Raw genomic sequence first — 19,292 nt, forward strand, 5'->3', positions numbered from 1 at the left:
GCTAACTCGGTTTGAAGCCGTTGCAGCGTTGCAGCATGAACACCAACTCCTCCTGTATCAATGTGCCGCCGGTCTCCGCCCGATGCCAGTTTCCGCAGCGCCACCGGCCAGCACCGTGAAGGTGGGCACACTCTATGCATAGTCGGCGGTTGTCGCCCTCACGATCCCGGATCACCAGCCGGTCTGCCTGTTGCTCTGCATCGGTCAGGGACAGACCCTTCTCGGTGAAGCGAGAAAGCCGCGCCGTGAAGGTGTCGATTTCCTGCCCGTTCATGGCCTCGCTGTGCGGCCAGCAGCAGCGGTCGGGTTCCGCAGCCGCTTCGGTGTGTTTGTCGTTTGCCGCTGCCTTGGTGGCCTCGATTTTCTGGAAAGGTGCCGGGGGGCACCCTACGAAACCTACGGAACCAGCCCCCTGATCCCGTTGCTGGGGTTTTGTAGGTTTCGTAGCCTGATGGTCAGGGGCTATTTCGGTTTTTAAGCGTGCCAGCCAGCTCATGCACCACCCCCATTCATCAGCATGGGGTGAATCAGGTAGCGGTCGCTAGGTCTGCCACCCTTCGCCCCGGATGGCGCCACTTCGCGCACCAGCCAGCCGTAGTCGGCCAGCAAGTCCGCCGCCTTGCGCACCGCGTCCGGTGTTCCCAATCCCGTCCAACCCTTCACGGCCACCAGTCGGGGTGTGAATGCATCCAACAGCACGCCGTCGCCGTCACACAGCTTGCCCGCCTTGATTTTGTCCAGCAGTTGTTTGGCCCCAGCGGTTTCCGGGATCACCGCCGCCGCATAGATGCGCTCGGCATGGGTTCGCAGGTAGTCCCCCCAGGTCAACGCCCGGATCAGTTCACGCCTATGGATCAGGCCGCCGCTGTCCGGGGTATCCACCAAGGCGAAGATCAGCGCCAGAGCTGGAATCAGCTTGCGGTACTTGCTCAGGTGGGACACCAACGCCGGATGCAGTTCATCGCCTCGGATCTCGGTTTCAAACGGGATCAGCCATTCCTCAAACATGGCTTGCGCCTCAGGGGTGAACCGCCATTCATGAGGGTCGGTGTCGGTCGCGGGTTGCAGTTGGTTCAGGCGCTCAAACACAGCCCATGCTGCCTGTTTCGCCGGGGTGTCAGGCCATTGGTCCACATAGACGAACTTCTGGTTCACATCGGGCCACACGGCCAACCCAAACCGCTGCAACAGGCCATCGTCACCCGCACCACCCGCCACCGCCTCGCGCACATAGCTCTGCAGTTTGCCGGGTTGCATTCCGCCCAACATCGCCAGACACACCAGCGAAATGTAGGATTCGCCGCGCCCGATGCGGTCAACCGCATGGCCTTGGTTGCCGTCATAGCCCGTCAGGTAGAAGCCGCGTGCGCCTTCCTGTCCTTGCCTGTCCATGCTGCATAGCAAGCCGTGGAGTTCATCGCGGTACACCAGCACGCCCCAAGGGTTCACCGTCAGCAGTTCACCCAACTTTTCCACGGTGGCATCGTTGACCAGATAGCGCCGCATCGTGGGTTCGACTGGGGCGTCCACCGGCTGCAACATCGCCCGCGCCTTGGCTGGTTCTTTTGCCGCCACCGATGTCGCCTGTCTCTCGTTGTGCCTTCCGGCCAGTTCCGCCACCTTGCTATCGAGTTCCCAGGCTTCATGCGCCGCTTGCCACTGTTCCCGCTCGTTCGCTTCGAGCCGGTGCAGGGGCTTCAACACCTCGGACAAGGCCGGGGACTTCATCACGCCCGGCCTGCCCACGATCAAGCCCCACAGGTTCGGCACCACGCGCCAATCGTCCCGTGCCTTCGGTGCCACCACAGCCCGCGCACCGATCAAGCTGGACAAGGCCACCACAGCCCCCACCGCCGTGAAGTCTGGGGGGCACTGCATCCGGTGGGCAATGTCCGCCACCCAGCCGCGCAAAGCCTCGGGCAACAGGTCCAGGTCGAACGCCTGCACCGCCGGCAAGGCATCGGGCAGCGGTGTCGGATCGGGCCATGCCGCGTTTTCACCAACGGTGTCCAGACCAGAAAAATCGGCCTCCAGGCTGGTCAGCTTTTGGAAACTTTTGGCAACTTCAATGCCAGCCGTCACCGCTTGCATTCCGGCCAGCCGGTGCAGGTCATTGAAGTCCGTATCCTTGTCGCCGCGCTCTGCCGGAAATTCAGGAACGGCCAGCCAGCCGCCCACCGCTCGCGCCGCTTCTGTCGCCTTGGTCACACCGGGGTTGCCCTCGGTCTTCCAATCGTCATCAGCGGCTAGGATCAGCCGCAGCGCCGGGTATTTGCCATGCAAGGCTTCGGCCACCGCTCGCAGGTTCCCCGCATTGAAAGCCACCGCCACCGCATGCCCCGTGGCTGCATGGATGCTTGCGCCCGTGGCGTAGCCCTCACACACGATCAGCACGCCGTCAGGCTTGCCGATGGCGTGATAACAGCCCTTCACCCGTCCACCGGGTTGAAAGCGCTTGCCACCTTCGGGGTCGATCACTTGCAGGCTGTGAAGCGTGCCCAACACGTCGCGCATGGGGATCAGCAGTGCCTCGCCTTCGGTCTTCACACCGTAGGTATGCACTCCTTTGGCTGTCAGGTAGGGGTGGGTCGTTGCAGGTCTTGCAGCCTGCCAACGTGCTGCAGCTTTCATTGCCGCCTGTTGCTGGCGCTGTGCGGTGTCCGCTTCGCGTTGTTGTCGCATGGCCTCGACCCGCTGCCGATGGGCCTCGCGTTCGGCTTGGGTCATGGTGTCGGTGGACTTGCCGCACCATTGCTGTGTGAAGCCCTCACGCCAGCAACCAAAGGCACCGGCAGGGATGCCGTCTCCATGCAGCACATACCAGCCGGAATCGTCTTTGGCTTTGCCGTTCGTGCTGAACCGGTGCAGCGCGCCGTTGCCTTGGATTTCATCTGGTGGCGTCAGGCCAGCGGCTTGGATCGCGCTTCGGAAATGTTCGGTGGGGTCTGAAAGGACGATCACAGCCGCCCCCCGATCTGCTCCAGAAACTGCCGTGCCGTGCCAATGGTGGGCAGGTAACGCACCAGCCCCCAGCATTCAGACCAATACGTCACCGGCCCGTTGGTCGGTTCCGTGCGGTGCAGGGTGTGGCCGCGCAAAGCAAAGGCCGCCCGCAAAGTGGAAAACGCTTTGTCGTTACGTTCCGCCGTGGGAAAATCCAACTCGTTGATCGCGGTCGCCGTGGTGGTGTGGAAGCCCCCGGCGGCCTTTTCTTTTGGGGTGGTGGTGATTGCCATGTCCACCCCTTACGCCGTGGCCTGCGCTTCCATCCAAGCACGCACGGTGCCGACATTCCAAGCGGTGACACGCTCGGACAATTTGACAGGTTTTGGGAAGGTGCCCGCCTTCACCTTGCGCCAGAGGGTTGGAGCACTGAAGGGCAGTGGTGCCGGTATCTCTGGCCGCTTGGGGCTTTGCACCAGTTGCGACTCGCGGATAAACGCGCTATCTGGGAGCTTGTCGAATGATGGGATCGTCTGTGCTGGTTGTTGCGCAGGGATGCTGGATGCAATCGGCGTTTTGAGTGATACGGGTTTCTGTGACATTTCGTGCCGTCCTATGAAGTTGACGGCTCGAATGTCTCTGACTATCAGGCGTTGGTCACTGGCGAAAAATCACGTTTATTTCGTGTCAGTTGGTGCTCGCCGATTCACCACCTCCTCAATCATCTCGTCCAGTTCTGTGATTAGGTCACGCTCAAAATTTCTAGCGACTGCCGCTTCATACACTTTCAGCATTCGTTGGTCGGCAGGTTCGCCGCCACTGGCAATCACCTCCTCGCTCATCCTGGCGCAAAGTCGCCACCACTCACGTTGTTTCTCGCGCTCATCTCTTGTCATTCCAACAAATACCTTGTTCTCCTTCACCAGTCGCATGATGTGCCGCTCGTCCTTATGGAAAGCGGCCGCGACTTGTGCCACAGCGTCCGCGTAGCTAACCCCGGCATCCAGGAGTGTGTAGTAATGGTTTGCGATGCTGAACCCAGTAGTTTTGTCCTTGTCTTTGGGGCGCCCTTTTTTCTTTGGTGGAAGACGGTCCAAAAGTAGCGCTTGGGTGACTATGGCGTTCACCACTTTCTGAAAATCTGGGTCAATTTTTTCACCATCCAATACCAGCCCCGCAAGCGTTACCAACGCGTCATAGTCAGCGCCGTTTTCGTCGTTCGCCAACGCCCTAAGTGCACACTCTTCTCTGCTTGGGATGGATATTCGCTTACGTTCCATGCTTTCCCTGTTTTCGCCCCTGACAAAGGACCAGCGCAGCCCGTCAGGGAAACGGGTTTTCGGGGATCAGTCTAGTGCTGGCAAAACGGTTTTACTTCTGTGCTGCGCGCAGCGGGATTACTTCTGCACCGATGCGCAGCTTGTCCAGATAGTCCGACCAGCGCTGCATCATGTCTCGCCGTGCAGGCAGGTGCGCCGTGCGGTTGTAGGCCCGTCCATTGGGGTCTTTCACCGCGTGGGCCAATTGGTGTTCGATCAGATCCACCCGCTCACTCAGCAGCTCATCCATGATCGTGCGTGCCATGGCTCGGAACCCGTGGGCGCTGTGAACATCTTGCGCATACCCCATGGCGCGCAAAGCCCCGTTGATGGTGTTTTCAGACATCGGCCGTTCACCGGTGCGCAAGCCGGGGAACACATACCGCCCATGGCCTGTGAGGGGTTGCAGGCTGCGCAGAATTGCCACCGCCTGGGTAGACAGCGGAACAATGTGGTCGGTCTTCATCTTCATCTTGCTGCCCGGTATGCGCCACTCTGCCGCGTCCAAGTCCATTTCTACCCATTCGGCTGTGCGCAGTTCACCGGGTCGCACAAACACCAGTGGTGACAACTTGAGCGCTGCCACTGTGTAGGGGTGCCCGCTGTAAGCGAATATGGAGCGCAGCAGTTCACCCGCCTTTTTGGGTTCTGTGATGGCTGCATAGTGTTTGGGCGCGGCCCTTGTCAGCGCGCCTTTCAGGTCGGGTGTTGGGTCGCGCTCTGCGCTGCCGGTGGCTATGGCGTAGCGAAACACCTGCCCAATGTGTTGCTTGACGCGCTGCACGCTCTCTAGTGCGCCCCGAGCTTCCATGTGTCGCAAAGTGGCCAGCACGTCACGCGGGCCAATGGTCGATATTGGCATGGCTCCAAGGTACGGGTAAACGTCATGGGCCAGCCACTTTTCAATTTTCCTGGTGGTGCTGGCCATCCGATCAGCCGCCGTCTTCTTCAGCCAGTCGCGTGCCACCGCTTCAAAGGTGTTTGCAGCCTCTGCCGCCTTGGTTAGTTTTTCCTGACGCTTGGCTTCCATGGGGTCGATCCCATCGGCCAGCAGTTCCCGTGCCTTGTCACGCCTCTGGCGGGCTTTGGCAAGCGACACCGCCGGATATACACCCAGCGCCAGCGTCCTTTGCTTGCCCAGGAACCTGTAGCTCATGCGCCAGTACTTTCCGGCTTCCTTGACATGCAGATACAGCCCCTGTCCGTCGGCGTGCTTTTCGCCCACCGTTGTGCCGTTGGGCTTGATGTTTTTCACGAAGGTATCTGTCAGCGCCATGGATGCCCCTTTTGTTGGTATCTCTGGTGCTGGCATTTCCAGATACCGACATAGATACCAACGTTTTGTTGGTATGTCATGTTACGAGGCGATAGCTGGTGAGACAAGAAAAAACCCGCGACGCTAGGAAGCGTGCGGGTTCTTGAGGCTTTGTGAGGCCGTCTGACTCTAGTACGTGGTGCCCGGGGCCGGAATCGAACCGGCACGCCTTGCGGCGGGGGATTTTGAGTCCCCTGCGTCTACCAATTTCACCACCCGGGCTGGAATCTGGGAGACAGAAATTATGGCACAGTGGGGCCCATGAACTACCCAACCATTGAAGACGCCATCGGTAACACGCCGCTGGTGGCGCTGCAGCGCATCGGTGCGGCGGACAACCAGGCTCGGGGCAACGTCATTCTGGGCAAGCTGGAGGGCAACAACCCGGCGGGCTCCGTCAAGGACCGGCCGGCGGTGTCCATGATCCGGCGCGCCGAGGAGCGCGGCGAGATCAAGCCCGGCGACACGCTGATCGAAGCCACCTCGGGCAACACCGGCATTGCGCTGGCCATGGCCGCGGCCATCAAGGGTTACCGCATGGTGCTGATCATGCCGGAGGACCTCTCGATTGAACGTGCGCAGACCATGAAGGCCTTTGGCGCCGAGCTCATCCTCACGCCCAAGAGCGGCGGCATGGAGTACGCCCGCGATCTGGCCGAAAAGATGCAAGGCGAAGGCAAGGGCCGCATGCTGGACCAGTTCGCGAACGCCGACAACCCACGCATCCACTACGAGACCACCGGCCCCGAGCTCTGGGAGCAGACCGGCGGACGCATCACCCATTTCGTGAGCGCCATGGGCACCACCGGCACCATCACTGGCGTGTCGCGCTTTCTCAAGGAAAAGAACCCGGCCATCCGCATCGTGGGTGCCCAGCCCAGCGAAGGCTCGCGCATCCCCGGCATCCGCAAATGGCCCACCGAATACCTGCCGAAAATTTACGACCCCAGCCATGTGGACGAGCTGGTGTACGTGAGCCAGGGTGATGCCGAAGACATGTGCCGCCGCCTGGCGCGCGAAGAGGGCATTTTTGGAGGCATCTCGGCGGCAGGAGCCTGCTGGGTCGCCCTGCAGATTGCGCAGCAGGTGGAAAACGCCACCATCGTCTTCGTCGTTTGTGACCGCGGCGACCGCTACCTGTCCACCGGCGTGTTCCCGGCCTGAACAGGTGAGCGCCGAGTACCGTTTCTGCCCCTGCTGCGCCACGCCGCTGACGCTCACGGGCGCCGAGGAGGACGGCGGTTTCAAGGAGCGGCTGCGTTGCCAGGCCTGCGACTTCACGCACTGGAACAACCCCACGCCCGTGCTCGCGGCCATCGTTCAGGTCGGTGAGCGGGTTCTGCTCGCGCGCAACGCGGCCTGGCAGAACCGCATGTTCGGTCTGATCACCGGATTCATGGAAGCGGGTGAGACGCCCGAAGAAGGTATCCGGCGGGAGATTGCCGAAGAAACCGCGCTGGAGGTGACGGCGCTGCAGCTGGTGGGTGTGCACGACTTCCAGCGCATGAACCAGATCATCATCACCTACCACGCGCAAGCCACCGGCGAGATCCGGCTTTCGCCCGAACTGGTCGAATACAAGCTGCTGGCGCCGGCACAGCTGAAGTGCTGGCGCGCGGGTACCGGGCTGGCCCTGGCCGACTGGTTGCGAGGCAAGGGCATCGAACCGGTGTTCATGGAAACGCTGCCCTCAGACCCCCATCAGGCGAACGCTGCCAAGTCGCTCTGACACCCGTTGCCCGTTGGGGTCCACGGCCACCTGGCCGCGGATTGGCTGGACATCCGCTTGACATAGAATCGTTCAACCACAGGAATCCCTCCATGAACGCCGACAAAGAACTTGATGCCCGCGGCTTGAACTGCCCCCTGCCCATCCTGAAAGCCAAGAAAGCCCTGGCTGACATGACCAGCGGACAGATCCTTCGCGTGGTGTCTACCGATGCCGGGTCGGTGCGTGATTTCCAGGCCTTTGCCAAGCAGACGGGCAACGAACTCGTGGAACAGCAGACGGTGGGCACCGAGCATTTCACGCTGCTCAAACGCCGTTGAGGGCGTGAACGGTTGTTGCCCTGAGCCGCAACAACCCGATACGTTGTTTCCATGGAAGTCCTGCTGATCGACCCACTGGTCCCCGAGGCCCTGAGCTGGTTGCGCGAGCGCTACGAGGTGGCCTTCCGTCCGGATCTGGCCGACGACCCGGTCGCGCTGCGCAACACCGCCTACAAGACGCGCGCCATCGTCCTGCCACCCCATGTGGTGGTGTCGCAGGAATTCCTGGACTTTTCACCCAAGTTGCAGCTGGTGGCTCGCATGCAGATATCCAGCGACAACACCGATCTGGAGGCCTGCGCCCGGCGCCACGTGCGCGTGGTGCAGGCGCGCAGCGCCACGGTGCGCTCCAACGCCGAGTACCTGCTGTATGGCCTGCTCATGCTGTACCGCCGGGGCATGATCAGTGCGTTGCTCGGTCGCCAGATGGCGCAGGTGCGCATGGGGCGGGAGCTGGCGGGCAGCACCGTGGGTGTGCTCGGGCTGGCCCCGGTGGCTCACACGCTCGCGCCCATGCTCAAGGGCCTGGGCGTGCGCCTGCTGGGCTACGACCCGGCCGTGCACCATGCCGCGCCCATCTGGGCCAAGCTCGGTGTGGAGCCGGTTCCGCTCAACGATCTGCTGGCGCGTTCCGACGCGGTATCGCTCCAGGTGGTTTATGCCTCCCGCTTCCGGGGCTGGATCAACGAGCGGCTGCTCAACCACTGCAAGCCTGGCCAGCTGTGGGTCGGTGTGAGCCGCAGCTCGCTGTTCGACCCGGAGGCCCTGGCCCTGGCCCTGACCGATGGCCGCATCGACGCCTGTCTGCTCGACGGCGCCAATCCGGCTTTTGCGGCCGAAGGCACGCCGCTGTACAACGTGCCCAACCTGCACCTGACGCCGCGCCTGGGTTCTCATACCCGCGAAGCCAAGCTGCGTGCCAGCTGGTACGTCGCTCACCGCATCCACGAGACGCTGTCGCCTGCGACAGCCGCGACAAAACAGAGCGAATTCTCCGAACTCGACAGCCTGAACCACCCGTCCGACCTGGAAGACCCGCAGGCGGTTTCGCCGTCGCAGTGGGAGTCGCTGGCGGTCCACCACCGGCCCTGAACGCGGTTCAGGTCCGCGCGGTGGCGGGGTCAGTTGCCCAGTCGCGCCAGTTGCTCGCGCACCTTGGCCAGCGTGGCCGTGAAGTCGGCTACACGCTTCTTTTCCTGATCGATCACCGCCGGCGGTGCCTTGGCCACGAAGGCCTCGTTGCCCAGCTTGCTGTTGGCCTTCGTGACCTCGTTTTCGAGGCGCGTGGCTTCCTTGGACAGGCGCACTTTTTCGGCGGACACGTCGATCTCCATGAACAGGCACAGACGCGCCTCGCCCACCACGGCCACGGGAGCGGCCTGCGCGGCGGCGGCCCAGGCTGCCTCGTCGGTGAAAACCTTCACCTCGCTCAGCTTGGCCAGGCCCTGCAGCACGGCGGCATTGGCTTGCATGAAGGCCGTGTCGCCCAGCACGTAGAGCGGCAGGCGGGTGGCGGGCGAGACGTTCATCTCGCCGCGCAGCGTGCGGCAGGCGTCCACCAGGCCCTTGAGCTTGGCCACAGCCGCTTCGGCGGTTGGATCGATGCGCTCGGGCTGGCTGACGGGGTAGGCCGCCACGCTCACCGACTCGCCCGCGCGGCCCGCGACAGGCGCGACCTTCTGCCAGAGTTCCTCGGTGATGAACGGGATGACCGGATGGGCCAGGCGCAGGATGGTCTCCAGCGTGCGGATCAGCGTGCGGCGGGTGGCGCGCTGCTGCGCTTCGTTGCCGGTGTTGATCTGCACCTTGGCGATTTCCAGGTACCAGTCGCAGAATTCGTCCCAGACGAACTGGTAGATCGTGTTGGCCACGTTGTCCAGCCGGTATTCTGCGAAACCCTGGGCCACCTCGGCTTCCACACGCTGCAGCTTGGAGACGATCCAGCGGTCGGCGGGGCTGAACTCCAGGTAACCGCCGGGCAGGCACTCGGCCGCACCGTGGTCCTTGAGGCCGCAGTCCTGGCCTTCGCAGTTCATCAGCGTGAAGCGCGTGGCGTTCCAGAGCTTGTTGCAGAAGTTGCGGTAGCCCTCGCAGCGCTTGCTGTCGAAGTTGATGCTGCGGCCCAGCGACGCCAGTGCGGCGAAGGTGAAGCGCAGCGCGTCGGCGCCGTAGGCCGGGATGCCCTCGGGGAATTCCTTTTCGGTCTGCTTGCGCACCTTGGGCGCGGTCTCGGGCTTGCGCAGGCCGGTGGTGCGCTTGTCCAGCAGGGGAGCCAGCGAGATGCCGTCGATCAGGTCCACCGGGTCGAGCACGTTGCCCTCGGACTTGCTCATCTTCTGGCCCTGCGCGTCGCGCACCAGGCCGTGGATGTAGACGTGCTTGAACGGCACGCGGCCGGTGAAGTGCGTCGTCATCATGATCATCCGGGCGACCCAGAAGAAGATGATGTCGTAGCCCGTCACCAGCACGGTGCTGGGCAAATACAGGTTGTAGTCGTCGGTGGCGGAGGGCGCCCGCTGCGCCGCCGGGCCGCCCCAAGGCGCAGCAGCCCCCTCGGGGGGCAGCGAGGACGCGCCAGCGCCGAGCGTGGGGGCTACAGCGTCGGGCCAGCCCATGGTGGAGAAAGGAACCAGGGCCGATGAATACCAGGTGTCGAGCACGTCTTCGTCGCGCGTGAGGATCTTGCCCGCGCCGGCCTGGGCCTGTGCTTCTTCCAGACAACGCGCCACGTAGACCTGGCCCTGCTCGTCGTACCAGGCCGGGATCTGGTGGCCCCACCAGAGCTGGCGGGAGATGCACCAGTCCTGGATGTTGTTCATCCACTGGTTGTAGGTGTTGACCCAGTTCTCGGGCACGAACTTCACCTCGCCCGACTGCACGGCGGCGATGGCCTTGTCGGCGATCGAGGTGCCGCTGGTGTTGTGTTCATTGCCCTTAGAGGTCATGGCGACGAACCACTGGTCCGTCAGCATGGGTTCGATCACCTGGCCGGTGCGGGCGCAGCGCGGCACCATGAGCTTGTGCTTCTTGGTCTCGACCAGCAGGCCGGCGGCTTCGAGGTCGGCCACGACCTGTTTGCGGGCGACGAAACGGTCCAGGCCGCGGTATTTTTCGGGCGCGTTGTCGTTGATGGTGGCGTTGAGCGCCAGCACGCCGATGATGGGCAACTGGTGGCGCTGGCCGACGGCGTAGTCGTTGGCGTCGTGGGCGGGCGTGACCTTGACCACGCCGGTGCCGAATTCGCGGTCCACGTAGGCATCGGCGATCACCGGGATCTCGCGCTCGCACAGCGGCAGCTTCACGTACTGGCCGATCAGCGCGCTGTAGCGCTCGTCTTCCGGATGCACCATCACCGCCACGTCACCCAGCAGGGTTTCAGGGCGGGTGGTCGCCACCGTGAGGTGACCCGAGCCATTCACCAGCGGGTAGGCGATGTGCCAGAGGAAACCGTCTTCCTCTTCGCTTTCCACCTCCAGGTCGGACACGGCCGACATCAGCACCGGGTCCCAGTTCACCAGGCGCTTGCCGCGGTAGATCAGGCCCTGCTGGTAGAGCTTCACGAAGGTGTCGGTGACGACCTTGCTCAGCTTCTCGTCCATGGTGAAGTACTCGCGGCTCCAGTCCACGGAATCGCCCATGCGGCGCATCTGCGTGGTGATGGTGTTGCCGCTTTCTTCCTTCCATTCCCAGACCTTGGCGACAAAGTTCTTGCGCGCCTCGGCGGGCGTGGGGCCCATGTCGTGGCGGCTGATGCCTTTTTCCTGCAACTGGCGCTCCACCACGATCTGCGTGGCGATGCCCGCGTGGTCGGTGCCCGGCACCCAGACCGTGTTGGCGCCGCTCATGCGGTGGTAGCGCGTGAGGCTGTCCATGATGGTCTGGTTGAACGCATGGCCCATGTGCAGCGTGCCGGTCACGTTGGGCGGCGGCAGCTGGATGGCGAAGGACGGCGCGCCTTCCTTGGGCGCGCCCGTGCCGCGGAAGCCAGCCACGCCGTAGCCACGCTGCTCCCACTCGGGTCCCCAGTGGGCTTCGAGCGCGGCGGGCTCGAACGATTTGGAGAGCGATTGCAGGCCGGGTTGGTGCAGGGTGTCGGACATGGGTGGGCGCAGAAGTGGATCGGCGCCCCGCAGGGCGCCGACAGGGTGAACTCGGGAATGGCCTGATTTTATTCCGCGGCGGGGGTGGGTATCTCGCGGGCCGCTTCGATGCATTCTTGCAGCACCCGAGAGTCGCCCACCTGGTTGGCCAGCAGCAGGATCAGCCGGGCATTGAGCAGTTCGCTGTCTTCGCGGCTCAGGCCTGCATGGGCATCGAGCAGCTGTTCGTAAAAGGCGTCAGCGTCCTGGAAGTGGAGGGCGAGTTTCATGGTTGATCTCCGCGCAGTCCGAGGCAACGTTCGATGGCCGACACCAGTTGGGCGTCGACCGACTCGCCGGTGGCGGCCAGGTAGCCGTCGGGACGCAGCAGCGCCCAGGCGTGGCCAAAGACATGGCAGGCGCCCTGCAGGTGGCCCTGGTGGTCGCGGATATGCTCCAGCGCCTGCGGCGTGGCGTCGGGCCCGAGCACCTGCACGCTGCGCACCGGCGCATCCAGACACAGCCGCCGCAAACGCTGCAGGGCCGCGGCCGACAGATCGCCAAACACCAGCACCAGCAGGCCGCCCGCGGCCCAGTCAAGCAGCTCGTTGACGCAGCCTCGGGTACCGTCGGCCCAGGCGAAACGCACGTTCTGCACCGACAGCCCCGCGCCGCCGCCAGCCCGGTAGGTGCACGCGCTGGAGCGGCTGTAGGGGTTGGCCACCGCCATGCGCCCGGTGTTGATCAGGCTGCGCGCAAACGGGTACTGCCTGGCCAGCCCGATGGTGGCCTGGCGGAACAGCCGCTCGATGCCGGCGGCCGGGCGCAGAAACCGTGCGGTGCGGTTGGTCACGCACACGTTTTGCTGCGCGGCCTCGATGCGTTCCTCGTTGTAGCTCGCCAGCAGGGAAGCGTCTGCCTGGCCCTTGAGTACGGCCGCGAGTTTCCAGGCCAGGTTGTCGGCGTCCGCCACGCCGGAGTTGCCCCCGCGTGCACCAAACGGGCTCATGACCTTGGCCGCATCGCCGATCAGGAACACCCGCCCGTGGCGCATGGCGTGCACGCACTCGCTGCGGTAGGTGTAGGGGCCGACCCAGACGATGTCCACCTCCACATCGGCACCGAAATGGCGCGCCAGCCGTTCGCGCACCGCTGGTTCACGGCTCACGGCTTCTGGGTCGCTGTCGGGTGCCATCTGGTAGTCGATGCGCCAGACCTCGTCGGCCATCAGGTGCTGCCAGACCGCGCGGTTTTCGTTGAATGGCGCCTCGATCCAGGTGTGGCGCTCCACCGGCGGATGTCTGGAAAAGCGCACGTCGGCGATGCACCAGCGGTCATCGCCCCGTCGGGTGTCAAACGGCACTTGTAGCCACTGACGCAACGGGCTGTTCGCGCCCGTGGCGTCGATCACGTGTTCGGCCTCCATGCGGTAGCGGCCCGCCGGTGTGTCCACGGTGAGCGTGGCGCATGTGTCGTTTTGCTCGAAGGCCACCAGCCGGTTCTGCCAGCGCAGCTCCACATGGCCGAGCCCGTGGATGCGCTCGACCAGATAGCCTTCGACATAGAACTGCTGGATGTTGATGAACGGTGGCTGGCGCGAGAGATGGAAATTGCCTTGCTGCTTCAGATCGAAGCTGAAGACCTCATCCCCGCCCGCGAAGGTTCGCCCCACACTCCACTGCACGCCCTTGGCAGCCACCCGCTCGTAAATGCCCAGGCGTTCGAAGATTTCCAGCGATTTCTGCGTGTAGCAGATGCCGCGCGAAGAGGCGCCTTTGACGCCCACGGTGTTGTCTTCGTCGATCAACACCGAGGCCACGCCGTAGCGGGCCAGCGAGCAGGCCAGCGTCAGCCCGGTGAGGCCGCCGCCGACGATGACCACGGTGTGGCGCACCAGGGGGTCGCCCTGCAACTCGGGGGGCGCTTCAAACGGGTATTCGGGCAGGTCGTAGCCCGAGCCACCGCTGAATTCGTATCCGTTTGTGGGTCCGGTTTCCCGGTACGTGTCGACGTGGCTGTTCATGGTCTCCTCACGGGATCGGTGCTCGCGGGCTGTCACTGCGGACAGTCGTCTGGCTGCGGCCTGAGTGGCGCGGCTGACAGCCCTCAGCGCAATCGCGATGCCAGTTTGAGGGTTTCCCGCTGGGCTGTCGATGGTGTTGAGAGTTGTTATCAATACTATCAACGAGATAGTCATAAACAATTTGCCACATAGGCCAGAACAATTAGACGAGGTCTGCCAACGGGCGTAAGGTGCCATCTGTCTCAACGGGGTGTTCCGGCGTGGGCACCTGGTTGGGCGTTTCTTCAACCACGACAAGGAGATACCCCATGGCCGCATTGAAAGGCTCGAAAACCGAGCAGTGCCTGAAAGACGCCTTCGCTGGCGAATCGCAGGCCAACCGCCGTTACCTGTACTTCGCAAACAAGGCCGACGTGGAAGGCCAGAACGACGTGGCCGCGCTGTTCCGCTCGACCGCGGAGGGGGAAACCGGCCACGCACACGGCCACCTGGAGTTCCTGGAGCAGTCGGGCGATCCGGCCACCGGCCTGCCCATCGGCCCCACGCGCCAGAACCTGGAATCGGCTGTCGCTGGCGAAACCCACGAGTACACCGACATGTACCCGGGCATGGCCAAGACCGCGCGCGAGGAAGGTTTCGACGAAATCGCCGACTGGTTCGAGACCCTGGCCAAGGCCGAGCGCTCGCACGCCAACCGCTACACCAAGGCGCTGAACGAGCTGGTCGATTGAATGGACCCACCCCCGCCGCGCTGCGCGCGACCCCTTCAAGGGGGCTGAGGACCGCGGCTCCGAGCCTGCCTGCGCAGGCTTGGACGGGACGAAGAGTCAGCGACTTTGACGCTGACGCGGCCAGCCAGGCACGCTGGCGGCCCGGCGGAGCCGGTTCCGCGGCGGCGTTCTGGGCGCGTGCTCCGGACGCCGCTTTTGAAAGGGCTGCACCCGTGGAGTCTTTTCAAAAGCCCCAGAAAAACCCGCACAGACGAGGAGATGAGACATGGCAACCGAAGGCAACCTGCAGGCTCCGACGCGGCACGCACTCGACTGGAAGGGCCCCGACTTCCACGACGAGGAAAAGTGTTTTGTCGAGCTCGAACGCATCTTCGACATCTGCCATGGCTGCCGGCGCTGCGTGAGCCTCTGCGGGGCGTTTCCTACGCTGTTCGATCTGGTCGACGAGAGTTCGACCATGGAGGTCGACGGCGTCGCCAAGCCCGACTACTGGAAGGTGGTCGACCAGTGCTACATGTGCGACCTCTGCTACATGACCAAGTGCCCGTACACGCCGCCGCACGAATGGAATCTGGACTTCCCGCACACCATGCTGCGCGCCAAGGCCATCAAGTTCAAGAAGGGCGAGGTCAAGCTGGCCGAACGTTTTCTCGCCTCCACCGACGTGCACGGCCAGTTCGCCGGCATTCCCGTTGTGGTGCAGGTGGCCAACGCGGTCAACAAGACCAAGGCCATGCGCAGTGTCATGGAAAGCGTGGCCGGGGTGGACAAGGACGCCTGGCTGCCCGAACTGGCGACGAAAAAATTCCGCTCCGGCACACCAGAGGCCACGTCGTCCAACGTGGTGAATGGCGAGAAGACGCCGGGCAAGGTGGCCATTTTTTCCACCTGTTATATCAACTACAACGAACCCGGTATCGGCCTCGACCTGCTGAAGATCCTGAACCACAACGCCATTCCGTACGTGATCGTGGAGAAAGAAAAGTGCTGCGGCATGCCCAAGCTGGAGCTGGGCGACCTCGACTCGGTGCAGGCCAGCAAGGAGGTCAACATCCCGGTGCTGGCGAAGTACGCGAAAGACGGCTTCGCCATCCTCGCCGCGGTGCCGAGCTGTGCGCTGATGTTCAAGCAGGAAATCCCGCTCATGTTTCCGGACGACGCCGACACCCAGCTCGTGAAGGAGCACATGTGGGACCCGTTCGAGTACCTCATGGCGCGCAAGCGCGACGGCCTGCTGAAGACCGAATTCCCGCAGCCGCTGGGCAACGTGAGCTACCAGATCCCCTGCCACGGCCGGGTGCAGAACATCGGCCGCAAGACCGAAGAAATGTTCAAGATGATCCCCGGCACCACGCTCAACACCATCGAACGCTGCTCGGGCCACGCGGGCACCTTCGGCGTGAAGAAGGCCTACCACCAGCAGGCCATGAAAATCGGCAAACCGGTGTTCAAGGCCATGGCGACCATGAAGGACGGAGCCAAACCCGACTACATCAGCTCCGACTGTCCGCTCGGTGGCCACCACATCGCGCAGGGTTTTGAAGTCAATGGCCTGGGCGCGCCCGAGCTGCAGCACCCGCTGAGTCTGGTGGCCAAAGCCTACGGATTGAAATAAGGAACACCCGATGCAACTCACCGGACACATCACCCCCGACAGCCTCATGAGCCTGGAGGCCTACAGCAAGTGGCGCAAGGCGCACAAGCCCGAGGTCATCGCGCACCGCAAGCTGCGCAGCGTGCAGCTGGGCGAACACATCAACCTGCAGTTCGAGAGCGAGATGACCATCCGCTACCAGATCCAGGAAATGCTGCGCATCGAAAAGATCTTCGAAGAAGAGGGCATCCAGCAGGAGATCGAGGCCTACGCACCGCTGGTGCCGGACGGCAGCAACTGGAAGGCCACGGTGATGATCGAGTACACCGACGCCAACGAGCGCAAACGCGAGCTGGCGCGCCTGATCGGCGTGGAAGACCGCCTGTTTGTCGAGGTCGACGGTCAGGCCCGTGTCTACGCCATCGCCGACGAAGACCTGGACCGCGAGAACGATGAAAAGACCAGCGCCGTGCACTTCGTGCGCTTCGAGTTCACGCCCGCCATGTGTGCCACAGTCAAGGCCGGTGGCGCCGTCAAACTGGGCTGCGACCACACCCACTACCCGGCCCACACCCAGATCCCCATGGAAACGCTGGCCAGCCTGGCCGGCGACCTGAAGTAACCGGTCCCGTTGGTCATAATCGGGCTTCCTGCGGGAAGCCCTTTTTGTGTTTCCTCCCGCTGCGTCCACGACAACATGCTGTTCCTCATCTCCCCCGCCAAGGCCCTCGACTTCGAGACGCCGGCCCACCTTGCGACCCACACCCAGCCGCTGTTCGTGAAACAGGCGGCCGAGCTCATCGACGTGATGCGCGACAAGTCGCCGCAGCAGATCGCCGATCTCATGGGCCTGTCGGACCCGCTCTCGGGCCTGAACTTCGCGCGTTACCAGGCCTGGGTGCCGAGGTTCACCGCGAAGAATTCCAAGCAGGCGGTGCTGGCGTTTGACGGCGATGTCTACGGCGGGCTCGACGCAAAGAGCCTGGGCGAAGCCGAACTCGACTGGCTGCAGCAGCACCTGTGCATTCTCAGTGGCCTCTACGGCGTGCTGCGTCCGCTCGACTGGATGCAACCCTACCGGCTGGAGATGGGCACGCGCCTCGTCACGCCGAAGGGCAAGAACCTGTACCAGTTCTGGGGCAGCCAGATCGCCGACTACCTCAACCAGCGCGCCCGCGCCGACAAGAGCCCGGTCGTGATCAACCTTGCCAGCGAAGAGTATTTCAAGGCGGTGGACCGCCGTGTGCTGCAGCCGCGCGTGGTCAGCTGCGTGTTCGAAGAGCGCAAGGGCGACGGCTTCCAGATCATCAGTTTCTTCGCCAAGCGCGCGCGTGGCCTGATGGTGCGCTACGCGGTGAAGCACCGCGTGACCACGCCCGAGCAGCTCAAGGGCTTTGATCTGGACGGCTACCGGTTTGTGGCGGCCGCATCCGACACAGACCGGCTGGTGTTCCGCCGCGAACAGAAGCCCTGACCCATGACGGGCGACACCATGGTGCAAACCATCACCCCCGAGTTGCGCCGCTGGATCGTGGAGCAGACCGTCGCCGGTTTTTCGCCCGAATCGGTGCTCGATGCCATGGTGAAGGCGGGCTGGCAGAAGGAGCTGGCGGCCTCGGCGCTGGAAGACAGCTTGCGTGAACACCTGGGGCAACGCGGGGGCGGCCGGGCCGGGGATGCGGCGCCAGCGGCCGTGCCCCGTTCCCAGAGCGCCACAGCAGCGCCGCGCCTGCCCGAGATCAGCCTGTCGCCCTCACTGCTGTGCCTGGACGCCGGCGACCGCCAGGTCCGTGTGCTCGCGACGCTGGCGCTGCCGCGGGTGGTGGTGCTGGGCGGGCTGTTGAGCGACGAGGAGTGCGAAGCGCTCATCGATTTGGCCCGTCCGCGCCTGGCGCGCTCCCTCACGGTGCAGACCCAGACCGGGGGTGAAGAACTCAACCCCGACCGCACCAGCAACGGCATGTTTTTCACCCGCGGTGAAAGCGAGCTGCTGCGCCGCATCGAGGCGCGCATCGCCCGCCTGGTGAACTGGCCGCTGGAAAACGGCGAGGGCATGCAGGTGCTCAACTACCCGGTGGGTGCCGAATACAAACCGCATTACGACTACTTCGACCCGGCCGAGCCGGGCACGCCCACGATCCTGCAGCGCGGCGGGCAGCGCCTCGCCACGCTGGTGATGTACCTCAACGAGCCGGCCGAGGGCGGCGGCACCATCTTCCCGGACGTGGGGCTCGAGGTGGCGCCGCAACGCGGCAACGCCGTGTTCTTCAGCTACGACAAGCCCAGCCCGATCACCCGCACGCTGCATGGCGGCGCGCCCGTGGTGCAGGGTGAAAAATGGGTCGCGACCAAGTGGCTGCGCGAACGCGAATTCATCTGAACCGATCTTTCATGAACCTCCCAGAACATTCCCAGCTCGGCAAGGCCTCGGCCTACATCGACCAGTACGACGCGTCGTTGCTGTTCCCCTTGCCGCGCGAAGCGAAACGCCGCGAGATCGGTATCACCGGCAGCATCCCGTTTCTTGGCGCTGACATGTGGACCGCGTTCGAGCTGAGCTGGTTGAATGCGCGCGGCAAGCCGCAGGTGGCGCTGGCGCACATCACCGTGCCTTGCGAGAGCACGCACATCGTCGAGAGCAAGTCGTTCAAGCTCTACCTCAACAGCTTCAACAACACCCGGATGGAGAGCGCCGACGCGGTGCGCGAACGCATCCGCGGCGACGTGAGCGCGGCCATCTGGAGCGGCGGCCCCGTCAAGGCCGGCGCCGGAGTGCGCCTGTTGCTGCCCGAGCTGTTCGACTGTGAACCGGTCAAGGAGCTGGAAGGTTTGTCGATTGACCGGCTCGACGTGGAATGTGACCACTACCAGCCTGCGCCCGAGTTGCTGAGCGCCGCCCTGGATGAAAAGCCGGTGGAAGAAACCCTGGTGAGCCATCTTCTGAAGAGCAACTGCCTCGTCACCGGTCAGCCCGACTGGGGCAGCGTGCAGATCCGCTACAGCGGCCCGCAGATTCACCAGGCCGGCCTGCTGCAGTACATCGTGAGTTTCCGCAACCACAACGAGTTCCACGAGCAGTGCGTCGAGCGCATCTACACGGACATCATGGCGCGTTGCAAGCCCACCAAGCTCATGGTCTACGCCCGCTACACGCGCCGCGGCGGACTCGACATCAACCCCTGGCGCAGCAGCCACCCACAGCTGCCGCCAGCGAACGTGCGCACCGCGCGGCAGTGAGG

Annotated in this window: 19 protein-coding genes and 1 tRNA gene; 10 read left to right on the forward strand and 10 right to left on the reverse strand. The window is 63.8% G+C overall.

Features of this window, described 5'->3' with window-relative positions; all coding sequences use genetic code 11:
* Window position 1: 1 nt before the first annotated feature.
* The 7 genes from AC0GNO_RS07925 to AC0GNO_RS07955 form a co-directional block, all read right to left on the reverse strand.
* The gene (locus tag AC0GNO_RS07925) at window positions 2–496 is read right to left on the reverse strand and encodes a hypothetical protein (protein WP_472903614.1); all 495 of its coding nucleotides are present in this window, start codon (window positions 494–496) and stop codon (window positions 2–4) included.
* Complete coding sequence (locus AC0GNO_RS07930) at window positions 493–2,961, reverse strand: DUF3987 domain-containing protein (RefSeq protein WP_472903615.1); 2,469 nt, start codon at window positions 2,959–2,961, stop codon at window positions 493–495. The genes AC0GNO_RS07925 and AC0GNO_RS07930 overlap by 4 nt, the downstream gene beginning before the upstream one ends.
* Window positions 2,958–3,236 carry a hypothetical protein gene (locus AC0GNO_RS07935; protein ID WP_472903616.1) on the reverse strand — a complete coding sequence of 93 codons (279 nt, stop codon included), beginning with the start codon at window positions 3,234–3,236 and terminating at the stop codon, window positions 2,958–2,960. The genes AC0GNO_RS07930 and AC0GNO_RS07935 overlap by 4 nt, the downstream gene beginning before the upstream one ends.
* A 9-nt stretch (window positions 3,237–3,245) precedes the next feature.
* Window positions 3,246–3,545, reverse strand: coding sequence for a helix-turn-helix transcriptional regulator (locus AC0GNO_RS07940; protein WP_472903617.1), 300 nt, complete (start codon window positions 3,543–3,545; stop codon window positions 3,246–3,248).
* A gap of 75 nt (window positions 3,546–3,620) precedes the next feature.
* Window positions 3,621–4,223 carry a hypothetical protein gene (locus AC0GNO_RS07945; protein ID WP_472903618.1) on the reverse strand — a complete coding sequence of 201 codons (603 nt, stop codon included), beginning with the start codon at window positions 4,221–4,223 and terminating at the stop codon, window positions 3,621–3,623.
* 91 nt (window positions 4,224–4,314) lie between these two features.
* Window positions 4,315–5,538, reverse strand: a complete 1,224-nt coding sequence (locus AC0GNO_RS07950; protein WP_472903619.1) for a tyrosine-type recombinase/integrase — start codon at window positions 5,536–5,538, stop codon at window positions 4,315–4,317.
* A gap of 176 nt (window positions 5,539–5,714) precedes the next feature.
* Window positions 5,715–5,799: transfer RNA gene (locus tag AC0GNO_RS07955), tRNA-Leu, on the reverse strand.
* A gap of 39 nt (window positions 5,800–5,838) precedes the next feature.
* On the opposite strand from AC0GNO_RS07955, the gene cysM reads away from it, so the two are divergent.
* The 4 genes from cysM (at window position 5,839) to AC0GNO_RS07975 (ending at window position 8,718) form a co-directional block, all read left to right on the forward strand.
* Window positions 5,839–6,741, forward strand: coding sequence for a cysteine synthase CysM (gene cysM, locus AC0GNO_RS07960; RefSeq protein ID WP_472903620.1), 903 nt, complete (start codon window positions 5,839–5,841; stop codon window positions 6,739–6,741).
* A gap of 4 nt (window positions 6,742–6,745) precedes the next feature.
* A complete protein-coding gene (locus tag AC0GNO_RS07965) occupies window positions 6,746–7,306 on the forward strand; it encodes an NUDIX domain-containing protein (RefSeq protein ID WP_472887568.1) in 561 nt (186 codons plus the stop codon).
* Between the two features lie 92 nt (window positions 7,307–7,398).
* Entirely contained in the window at window positions 7,399–7,626 is a 228-nt protein-coding gene (locus AC0GNO_RS07970) for a sulfurtransferase TusA family protein (RefSeq protein WP_472887567.1), read from the forward strand.
* Between the two features lie 51 nt (window positions 7,627–7,677).
* Window positions 7,678–8,718, forward strand: a complete 1,041-nt coding sequence (locus tag AC0GNO_RS07975) for an NAD(P)-dependent oxidoreductase (RefSeq protein ID WP_472903621.1) — start codon at window positions 7,678–7,680, stop codon at window positions 8,716–8,718.
* Between the two features lie 29 nt (window positions 8,719–8,747).
* Here the strand turns inward: AC0GNO_RS07975 and AC0GNO_RS07980 are convergent, their stop codons facing one another.
* From AC0GNO_RS07980 to AC0GNO_RS07990, 3 genes are all read right to left on the reverse strand, one after another.
* Complete coding sequence (locus AC0GNO_RS07980) at window positions 8,748–11,726, reverse strand: valine--tRNA ligase (RefSeq protein WP_472903622.1); 2,979 nt, start codon at window positions 11,724–11,726, stop codon at window positions 8,748–8,750.
* A gap of 68 nt (window positions 11,727–11,794) precedes the next feature.
* Window positions 11,795–11,995, reverse strand: coding sequence for a DUF2783 domain-containing protein (locus AC0GNO_RS07985; RefSeq protein WP_472887564.1), 201 nt, complete (start codon window positions 11,993–11,995; stop codon window positions 11,795–11,797).
* Window positions 11,992–13,728 carry an FAD-dependent monooxygenase gene (locus tag AC0GNO_RS07990; protein ID WP_472903623.1) on the reverse strand — a complete coding sequence of 579 codons (1,737 nt, stop codon included), beginning with the start codon at window positions 13,726–13,728 and terminating at the stop codon, window positions 11,992–11,994. The genes AC0GNO_RS07985 and AC0GNO_RS07990 overlap by 4 nt, the downstream gene beginning before the upstream one ends.
* 308 nt (window positions 13,729–14,036) lie before the next feature.
* Between AC0GNO_RS07990 and AC0GNO_RS07995 the strand changes: the two genes are divergently transcribed.
* The 6 genes from AC0GNO_RS07995 (at window position 14,037) to queF (ending at window position 19,290) form a co-directional block, all read left to right on the forward strand.
* A complete protein-coding gene (locus tag AC0GNO_RS07995) occupies window positions 14,037–14,459 on the forward strand; it encodes a rubrerythrin family protein (RefSeq protein WP_068176239.1) in 423 nt (140 codons plus the stop codon).
* Window positions 14,460–14,724: 265 nt separating this feature from the next.
* Entirely contained in the window at window positions 14,725–16,074 is a 1,350-nt protein-coding gene (locus AC0GNO_RS08000) for a (Fe-S)-binding protein (RefSeq protein WP_472903624.1), read from the forward strand.
* A gap of 10 nt (window positions 16,075–16,084) precedes the next feature.
* Entirely contained in the window at window positions 16,085–16,675 is a 591-nt protein-coding gene (locus AC0GNO_RS08005) for a DUF3501 family protein (RefSeq protein WP_472903625.1), read from the forward strand.
* A gap of 75 nt (window positions 16,676–16,750) precedes the next feature.
* On the forward strand, window positions 16,751–17,527 hold the full coding sequence (gene yaaA, locus AC0GNO_RS08010; RefSeq protein WP_472903626.1) for a peroxide stress protein YaaA: 777 nt from the start codon (window positions 16,751–16,753) through the stop codon (window positions 17,525–17,527).
* Window positions 17,528–17,530: 3 nt separating this feature from the next.
* Entirely contained in the window at window positions 17,531–18,433 is a 903-nt protein-coding gene (locus tag AC0GNO_RS08015) for a 2OG-Fe(II) oxygenase (RefSeq protein WP_472903627.1), read from the forward strand.
* An 11-nt stretch (window positions 18,434–18,444) separates the two neighbouring features.
* Window positions 18,445–19,290: an NADPH-dependent 7-cyano-7-deazaguanine reductase QueF gene (gene queF, locus AC0GNO_RS08020; RefSeq protein WP_472903628.1), complete on the forward strand. Its 846-nt coding sequence runs from the start codon at window positions 18,445–18,447 to the stop codon at window positions 19,288–19,290.
* Window positions 19,291–19,292 lie beyond the last annotated feature (2 nt).

The sequence above is a fragment of the Hydrogenophaga sp. L310 genome, from assembly GCF_055703065.1.